We start from the raw sequence: 8,467 nt of genomic DNA, 5'->3' as shown, positions 1-8,467 counted from the left end.
GAGAGGAGCGCGGAGACTCTTCTCCGCTTCTTCTTTCCACACAGCGGGCAGGAGTGCCCGCGCTCCCTTCAAAGCGCGTCAAGAGGTCACGCGGCTGGGCGTTGCCCGTTTGACGCGCCGATGGCGGCGTGACCAATTTTGTTACTCCTCCGAATGCCTCTTCACGAGAGTAAACTCGTTCCACGGCCATCCTCCAGCCGTACCGTTAAAATATAGGAAGACGTCGTCTCGGACTTCACGAATTCTCGCTTCGGCGCCGACCTCTAATCCAAAGCGTTCAATAGCCTGGTAAAGCCCTTGTGTTCTCTCACTCGGCGTGAAGCGAACGACGTCTCCAACAGAATAAGGACACCTTTCAGTCATTGGGCGATAGATGGCACGTGTTTTTGTAACCTTTCGTTTTCTCAAGTTCTCAACCGCCTGACCGCCTCGGCATTCGATTCAAACGCGAAGTCAGCGAGCGGCACTGAATCCAATTCGCAGAGCATGAACTCCATGACTTCGGAGGGCTGGATCACCACGCTGCTGAAGTCTGGCACACGGGCGACGAAGAACAGATCGAGCGTGGGCCACACATAGCCCTGAAACGCATAACGGTTGTTCAGCGCGAGGAAATACGTGAACGCAGAAGCGGGCAGGTCGAGGCCGACTTCCTCGTGGGTTTCGCGGGCGGCGGCCATCTCGCCAGTTTCTTCGGGTTCGATCACGCCGCCGGGCAGGCCGAGTTTTCCGAGGCCGGGCTCATGCGCGCGGCGGATGATGAGCACGCGATCCTGCGCGTCGAGGATGAGCGCCACTGCGGCGGCGATGGGTGTGATGAACTGGCGGAAGCCGCAGGCCGGGCAGCGGAACTCGCGTTCGTTCACGGCATGCAGATCACCAGCACCGCAGTTGCTGCAAAACTTGAAGGGGGTGTCAGCCATGGGACTTCCCCTGCCGCCGATGCGCCCGCCATGCCAGCAGAAACACGAGAACGCAGGCGGCTTTCATCACGAACAGCCACCACGGCTCCCACCATGCGCCGGTTTGCGCCTCGATGAGATCCGAAACACCGAACACGGCGAAGGCCAGCGGCAGCAGCCAGCGCCAGGGCGCCTTCATGCGGAGTCGCACGGCCAGCACGAGCGCGAGGATGAACCACAGGCCTGCCTCGGCTTGATTGAAGATGACGTGGAACGTGCCTGCGGACTCCTCCTGCATGCGGCATGCTCCCAAACCCCGTGGCGGATGACAAGCCGTGATTTCCTTGGCACGGGCGGCTTCTCTTGCCAACATGCGGCCCGATCCCACCTCATGAGCAGCACGTTACTCCAATCCTGGCTCCGCCTTCCCGACGGGGAGCGCCATGATTTGAACGGGACGTGCAGCATCGGTCGCGCGCCGGACAACACCCTGTCGCTTGCGGACAATGAAGTCTCACGCCGCCACGCCATCATCCAGGCGCAGGGCGAGCGCGAGTTCTGGCTGGTGGATCTCGGCAGCGCGAACGGCACGTATGTGAACGGCCGCCGCATCTCACAGTCCGTGCGCCTGCACAACGGCGACATCATCCGCATCGCCAGCAATGAGCTGGAGTTTGCCACGGAGATCCTCAGTGCCATGCATCCCGCCGGCCAGCAGGTGATGGCCTCCACGATGATCCACATCCGCCAGGCGCAGTGCTGGCTGATGGTGGCGGACATCATCGGCTCCACCCAGCTCGCGCAAACGCTGCCCGGCGCGCAGTTCCCGCGCATGACGGGCACCTGGTTCAAGAACTGCCGTCAGGTCATCGACGAATGCGGCGGTCACATGTCGAAGTATCTCGGCGACGGCTTCTTCTGCTACTGGGACGACACCGAAGACGGCGCCATCCAGGTGCGCCAGGCCGTGGCGAAGCTTTACGAGGCGCAACTGAAGGTGAACCCGCCCTTCCGTCTCGTCCTGCACTTTGGCTCCGCCGCACTCGGCACCGTGCCGACGATGAATGAGCTCAACCTGCACGGCCCGGAGGTGAACTTCGTCTTCCGCATCGAAAAAGTGGCCTCCACCTTGAAGCAGAAGGTCCTCTTCAGCGAAGCCGCCGTGAAAAGGATGGCGGCGGAAAAAGAGGTCCGACTCGTCGGCGAAAGCGCCGTGGAAGGTTTCTCGGCGACGCACAAGTTCTACACGCCGGGGGCGTGAGAGCATTCGCGGCAAACCGTCAATCCACCGGTTCTGCCACACCATCGGCCTCTTTCGGCTCGGAGGGCAGCATGATGGCCACAGCGGCGGAGGGAATGAAAAGGAAGCCGGCGTAAAGCAGCGCAGTGCGGAAGTCGCCGACCTTCACGAAGATGCCAAAGAACACCGTGCCGCCAGCAGCGACGATGCGGCCGATGTTGTAGCAAAAGCCGGAGCCGGTGGTGCGCAACAGCACGGGGAAGAGCGGCGGCAGACACATGGTGAAGAGGCCAAACACACCCTGGCACGCGCCGATGGCGGCGAACTGCCATTTCGTGGCCTCCCAGCTCCACACCTGCGAGAAGGACAGATACATGAAGGCGAAGTAGGCCAGCATCATGCCGACGATGGTGTTGCGATAGCCGAACAGCTTCGCGAGACCACCGGCGATGTAGTTGCCGATCAGCGAGCCGAACATGATCCACATCAGGCCGGTGACGACGGCGGAATCCTTGCCCGCTTTGTCGAGCGAGACAATCTCCGTGAGGCTGAGCACGTGTTTCTGCTGCCAGAACAGGAAGGTCCAGTGCGCGGTCAAGGACACCGCGCAGATGATCATCACGCGCCACGTCACCCCACGCACGGCGGGGCTGAACAACGCGCTGATCTTCGGCACCTCCTGGCCTTCGCGTGCCTGCGTCCATTCCTCGGTTTCCGGCACCGCCTTGCGAATCCACAGCGTGATCAAGGCGGGCAGAATGCCGATGAGGAAGATGTAGCGCGGCTCCTGACCGGCCAGCAGCCAACCGGCGAGACAGGCGAGCAGCACACCGCAGTTCACCGCGCTTTGCAGCGTGGCGGCGATCCATGGACGCCATTTCTTCGGCCAGGTTTCAGACAGCAACGACGCACCAACGGCCCACTCGCCACCGATGCCGAGCGCAGCCAGGAAACGGAAGATCATGAGGTGCCACCACTCCTGCGCGAAGAACGAGAGGCCGGTGAAGCAAGCGTACGTCAAGATCGTGAGCGTCAGCGCCCGGCTGCGGCCCAGCACATCGCCAATGCGTCCGAAGAATGCTCCGCCAACCGCCCAGCCGACGAGAAAGGCCGCCTGGATGATCGAACCATGCGTGCCTACGGTGGGATCACTCTCCGGCACCAGCATGAGTTGCGCCACGAACGCCGTGGCCACCAGCGTGTAGAGATGCATGTCGAGCCCGTCAAACATCCAGCCCAGCCATGCGGCGAGTCCAGAACGGCGTTGCTGTGGTGAGAGATCGCGAAGGCGGGTGATGTCAGGAGTGGCTGGCTGGCTCATGCGGGCGCGAGTCTTTCGCAGACGGCCGGGAATGGCAAGCGCCTTACCGCTCCTTCGACAATTTATTGTACTTCTCCACCACCTCGTTGAACTCGCGCGTGCGGGCGTTGAGTTTCTCGATGGCGGCGTCGCGTTCGCGGGCGAGCTGCTTGAGCAGTTCGTTCTGCTTTTCGATGGCGCTGTTCTGACCGCTGACGGTGGCGTTGTGTTCCTTGATCGCTTCGGTGCCTTTACCAAAGGCAAGCTGCGTCGCTTGCAAACCAGTCTGCAACTGCATGAGTTCGCGCATGTAAACGGCGATGGTGATGCCACGGGCGACGGAGTCGTTGGAGAGATCGTTGTACTCGCGGGTGACTTCGACCAGCTTGGCCTCAACCTCCGCACGCAGCTCGGTCAGGCGTTCGATCTCCTTCTCGTACTCGCGCACTTTGCGTTCTGCCTCGACGCGCAGGGCGTTTTCAGCTTCCAGACGTTTCACGAGATCGACGATGTGGCCACGCAAACGTGCTTCGCGCTGCCATTGCACGATGCTGACGACGCACAGGCCGAGCGAGATGAGGACGAGCAGCGTGGTGAGCAGGCGCTTCATCTTCAGGGATTCGGCTTGGCGGCTCCAGCCGGTTTGACGTTGAAGGCGACCTTGGTGAAGCCGACGCGCTTGGCGGCATCGAGCACTTTCACGAGGTCGGCGTAGCGTGTGTTCACATCGGCGCTGATGTAAACGGGCGTGGCGGGATCTTTGCCGAAGCGTTCGGACAGTTTGCGGTCAAGCTCAGGCAGCGTGATGGACGCCTTGTCGAAAAACACATCGCCGGTGGCGTTCACGGCGAGATTGATCATGTCCGGTTTGAAATCCGACTGCGCGGAGGAGGCGACGGGCAGGTTGACCTTGATGGTCTGCTGCTTCGACATGGTGAGGCTGACCATCATGAATGACGCGAGCAGGAAGAACATCACGTCGATGAGCGGAATGATTTCCAGCCGCGTTTTGCGCTCGGGCAATGGAGAGTGAAGTTTCACGTCGTGATCAGGCCTTCGGAGTGACTTTGTCGAAACCGTGCTGGGCGGCGAGGATCAGTACGTTGTTCGCGGCGGCTTCGAGGTCGAACTTCAGCGCGGCGAGACGCGAGTGAAAGTAGTTCATGGGCACCAGCGTGCCGATGGCGATGCCGAGACCGGCCGCAGTGGCAATGAGCGCCTCACCGATGCCGCCGGTGACTTTTTCGACAGCGAGTTCGCTGCTGCCGATGCTGGTGAAGCTGCCCATGATGCCGGTGACGGTGCCGAGCAGGCCGAGCAGAGGCGCGAGGGTGACGATGGTGTCCATCGCGCTCAAAAAGCGGCCCGCATCGCGCAGTTCCTGACCTGCGGCGACTTCGAGCGCGCCCTGCATGCTGCTGTGACGATGACTGAGTCCGTGATGAATCATGCGCACAACCGGATCACTCGATTTCGCCGATTGCGCGATGGCTTTGGTGAGATCACCGGCCTCAAGCTTTTCGTAAACTTCATCAAGCTGCTTCACCGAGCGTTTGGCAGCGAAGCGCAACCACCAGAACACGCGCTCGATGAAAATGCAGACGGCCACCAGTGTGACCACTGCAATGGGATACATGATGGGACCACCTTTGAGGAAGAGATCGACGGCGACGTTGGCGAGGAGGGGCATGGGGGAGAAAATGACGAAATCAAAGAAGAGCGGAGCGAGACAGACGAAGCGAAGCTGAATCCGAAGGGTGAATGAAGTGAATCAATGCAGAATGACGAATAAGATCAGTCAATCTTGAATCTAATCGGTTGGGAGTAGCGACCGGTGGCACCAACGGGCCAACGCCAGTTGCGGCGCACCCAGGAGGCGGTGGGTTCGTCCAAGGCACTGAATCCGCTGCTGCCTATGACGGTGGCACTTTCCACCGCGCCGGATGGACCGACGCTGATGCTCAGAAGCACCGTGCCCTGCATGCCGGCGTTGCGTGCGAAGGATGGATAGGGAGGCTTGGGGGATCTCAAAGGTTTAGTGCCAACGCCGTTCGCCGTGCCGCCTGCGCTGCCTCCCACTACACCGCTGCGCGATGTGGTGGAAGGAGTGCCGCTGCTGCGTGCGACGGCCTGCGTGCGAGGACGTGGCGGTGCGGGCTTCGGTTTGGCCACCGGATCAACAGGTCGAAGCGCGTCTTCTATCTTGGGAGCGGTGGGAATGGCAAAGATGTCTTCCATTGTCATCGCCTCGGCTATCTCTGGTAGATCAAGATTCTCTGGCGGCGTTTCGACGGCTTCGGGAATCTCGACTGGAAGAACAGGTTCCTCCTCCGCAGCCACTTCGTTCGCCTCAAGAGTCTGCAGTTCGGCCATCGAGGCTTCGATCATCGCTTGATCAGCGGCGATGTCTGCTTCGAGTGATTTCAGATGTATCGGCGGCAGATCGGCGGCGAACATGCCGACAATGCCCACAGCCAGAAAACTGGCGGTGATGCCCACGATCCAGGAAAGCGTGATCAATGCCTGCAAGGTGCTGCGACGACGCCAGATCGCCGGCCGGGCAGCGGCAGCGCTGGAGACATTCGGCATGGCTAGGTCGAGGCCCATGGTGGGGAGCGTGTTTATCACTTGGGAGGTCATGGCACAACCGGCGGGATGGCTGTTGAGCATGAATCGCAAGAAAAGAGCGTCAACTTGCAATTGAGACTCTATCGCAAAAAAGAGTTTGCTCGTTGATCCAATCCCCCTATTCTCCGCCGCCGTTGCGATAGAATCTCAGTATCAACTCACTCATGAACCCGAACTCACCCTCGAAAATCCAATGTTCCGTTGGCCCTGTTGCGGCAGCCGCCGCCCTCCTGTTCCTAGCCTTTGCCTCCCATGCTCGCTCCCAAACCGTGAGCAATCCGGTGACCAAGCCTGCCGCCAATGCCACCGAACTCGACGCCATCACGATCTATGGCGAGGCCGAGAGCGACTATTACACGCACAGCGTCTTCCCTGAGGCTGTCGAGGGCACCAAAATCTTCGCGGGCAAACGTGCGACCATCATCGACCTAGACGCGCTGCCCAAGGTGCAGGCCAACAACTACCGCCAGGCTCTCGCGCAGACTCCTGGTCTGCTGTTCTCCGAGGAAACCACTCCGCTGGTCAGCATCGGCTATCGCGGTCTCGGTGAGCCGCACCGTTTCCAGTTCATGCAGGTGCTCAAGGACGGCATTCCCATCCACGCCGACCCTTTTGGCTACCCCGAGGCTTACTACACGCCGCCGCTCGATGTCGTGGACCGCATCGAGTTCATCCGCGGCGGCGGCGGCTTGATGTACGGCTCCCAACCCGGCGGGGCCTTCAACTACATCACCTACATGCCACGGCGTGACAAAGCCTTCGGCTTCCGCACGCAGAACATCTTCGGCACAGACAATCTTTTCTCCAGCTACACCTCCGCTGACGGCACCGTCGGCAACCTCGGCTACTACGGCTACTTCAATCACCGCAGCAGCGACGGCTTCCGCAACTCCAACAGCGACTACCGTCTCGACGGCGGCAACGTGAAACTCGTCTATCACTTCGACGACGACACCCGCCTCATCTTCGGCGTGGACATGTACGAGGAGGAGCACGGTGAACCCGGCGGCCTCACGGCGGCGGCCTTTGCATCCACGCCCGAGATGACAACAAAGTTCAATGACCGCTTCAAACTCCGCCGCTACATCGGCAGCGCCGAGCTACAGCACCAGTTCCAGCCCGGCACCGAGCTCAGCGTGAAGGCCTGGGGCGGCTACTACCAGCGCTGGAGCAAGCGCCAGCGCACCAGCGCCGCCGGCGCGGCCCAGTTCGGCACCGTGCCCACGCTGCCAAACGCCGCCACCAACGCCATCGAAAACCAGGAGTTCTACACCCTCGGCATCGAGCCGCGCATACGTCACGACTGGGAAGCCTGGGGCAACACCCACACCCTCGCCGCCGGCATGCAGCTCTACTACAACTTCTCCCCCCGCGTGGACAAGCGCGGTGCCACCCCCGGTGCCGAGGACGGCATCATCACCGCCGACTCCCGTCGCGAGGTGTTTTACGGCTCCCTCTTCCTGGAAAACAAGTTCACCTTCGGCCGCCTCACCATCACCCCCGGCTTCCGCTTGGAGATGATCAATCAAAACGTGCACACGCGGAACTTCGCCCCCGCCACCGGCCTTTTCGTCAACGAGTCCAGCAAGAGTGTCTTCGAGCCGCAGCCTCTCTTCGGCCTCGGCCTTGCCTACGACCTTGGCCATGAAACGTCGCTCTACGCCAACGTCTCCCAAAGCTATCGCACCACCGTCTTCAGCGAATCCATCGTCGCCCAGCCCGGCACCACCACCACCGACATCGGTCCTAGCCTGACTTGGTCCTACGAGCTCGGCGTGCGCGGTAAGCCCGCCACCTGGCTCACCTTCGACACCAGCATCTTCCTCATCGACATGGACAACCGCTTCGGCACCACCGGCACACCCACCATCATCCGCAGCGTCGGCCGCAGCATCAACTACGGCTGGGACGGTGCCTTTGAACTCGATCTCATCGGCCTGGCCGACTCCCTTGGTGGAACACAACACGCCAAACGCGCCGGTTCGCTCAACTGGTACGCCAACGTCACCCTGCTCGAAGCCGAGCTGTACGGCGGCCCCGCCAACGGCGGCACCCCGCAATACGCCCCGGACTACATGGTCCGCAGCGGCCTCATCTACAAATACCAGGACCGCGTCAAAATCGGCTTCCTCGGCACCCTCGTCTCCGATCACAACGCCCAGGACGGCGGCCCCGCCTTGTTCGATGTGCCCTCCTACATGACCTGGGATCTCACCGCCGAAGTGAAGGTAAACGAGCACTTCACCGTCATGGCCGGCCTCAACAACGTCTTCGACGAAAGCTACTACGCCCGCGTGCGCACCGATGGCATCGACCCCGCCTATGGCCGCAACTTCTACGTCGGCGGCAGCTTGACCTTTTGATCCTTGTTAGGTTGGATCACGTCCCTGCGGGGCG

The 8,467-nt window shown here is 61.3% G+C and carries 9 protein-coding genes; 2 read left to right on the top strand and 7 right to left on the bottom strand.

The window, feature by feature from the left end; all coding sequences use genetic code 11:
• Positions 1-404 precede the first annotated feature (404 nt).
• Positions 405-923 (bottom strand): NUDIX domain-containing protein, encoded by a 519-nt coding sequence (locus tag U1A53_RS26150; protein WP_322284857.1) that lies wholly within the window; start codon positions 921-923, stop codon positions 405-407.
• Positions 916-1,275 (bottom strand): hypothetical protein, encoded by a 360-nt coding sequence (locus U1A53_RS26145; protein WP_322284856.1) that lies wholly within the window; start codon positions 1,273-1,275, stop codon positions 916-918. Before U1A53_RS26145 ends, U1A53_RS26150 begins: the two co-directional genes overlap by 8 nt.
• 18 nt (positions 1,276-1,293) lie before the next feature.
• Here U1A53_RS26145 and U1A53_RS26140 point away from each other — a divergent pair, with 18 nt between their 5' ends.
• Positions 1,294-2,163, top strand: a complete 870-nt coding sequence (locus U1A53_RS26140; protein ID WP_322284855.1) for an adenylate/guanylate cyclase domain-containing protein — start codon at positions 1,294-1,296, stop codon at positions 2,161-2,163.
• A gap of 19 nt (positions 2,164-2,182) precedes the next feature.
• Here the strand turns inward: U1A53_RS26140 and U1A53_RS26135 are convergent, their stop codons facing one another.
• From U1A53_RS26135 to U1A53_RS26115, 5 genes are all read right to left on the bottom strand, one after another.
• On the bottom strand, positions 2,183-3,463 hold the full coding sequence (locus U1A53_RS26135) for an MFS transporter (protein WP_322284854.1): 1,281 nt from the start codon (positions 3,461-3,463) through the stop codon (positions 2,183-2,185).
• Positions 3,464-3,506: 43 nt separating this feature from the next.
• Positions 3,507-4,052: a hypothetical protein gene (locus tag U1A53_RS26130; RefSeq protein WP_322284853.1), complete on the bottom strand. Its 546-nt coding sequence runs from the start codon at positions 4,050-4,052 to the stop codon at positions 3,507-3,509.
• 2 nt (positions 4,053-4,054) lie between these two features.
• Positions 4,055-4,483, bottom strand: a complete 429-nt coding sequence (locus U1A53_RS26125; protein ID WP_322284852.1) for a biopolymer transporter ExbD — start codon at positions 4,481-4,483, stop codon at positions 4,055-4,057.
• A 7-nt stretch (positions 4,484-4,490) separates the two neighbouring features.
• Complete coding sequence (locus U1A53_RS26120; RefSeq protein ID WP_322284851.1) at positions 4,491-5,132, bottom strand: MotA/TolQ/ExbB proton channel family protein; 642 nt, start codon at positions 5,130-5,132, stop codon at positions 4,491-4,493.
• A gap of 104 nt (positions 5,133-5,236) precedes the next feature.
• Positions 5,237-6,049: a TonB family protein gene (locus tag U1A53_RS26115; RefSeq protein WP_322284849.1), complete on the bottom strand. Its 813-nt coding sequence runs from the start codon at positions 6,047-6,049 to the stop codon at positions 5,237-5,239.
• Between the two features lie 185 nt (positions 6,050-6,234).
• Here U1A53_RS26115 and U1A53_RS26110 point away from each other — a divergent pair, with 185 nt between their 5' ends.
• Complete coding sequence (locus U1A53_RS26110) at positions 6,235-8,433, top strand: TonB-dependent receptor (RefSeq protein ID WP_322284848.1); 2,199 nt, start codon at positions 6,235-6,237, stop codon at positions 8,431-8,433.
• Positions 8,434-8,467: the final 34 nt, after the last annotated feature.

Origin of the sequence: Prosthecobacter sp. (assembly GCF_034366625.1) — a bacterium.
GTDB lineage: Bacteria > Verrucomicrobiota > Verrucomicrobiia > Verrucomicrobiales > Verrucomicrobiaceae > Prosthecobacter.
The sequence above is the reverse complement of the archived record's forward strand: the minus strand, read 5'-3'. Positions and strand labels throughout refer to the sequence as shown.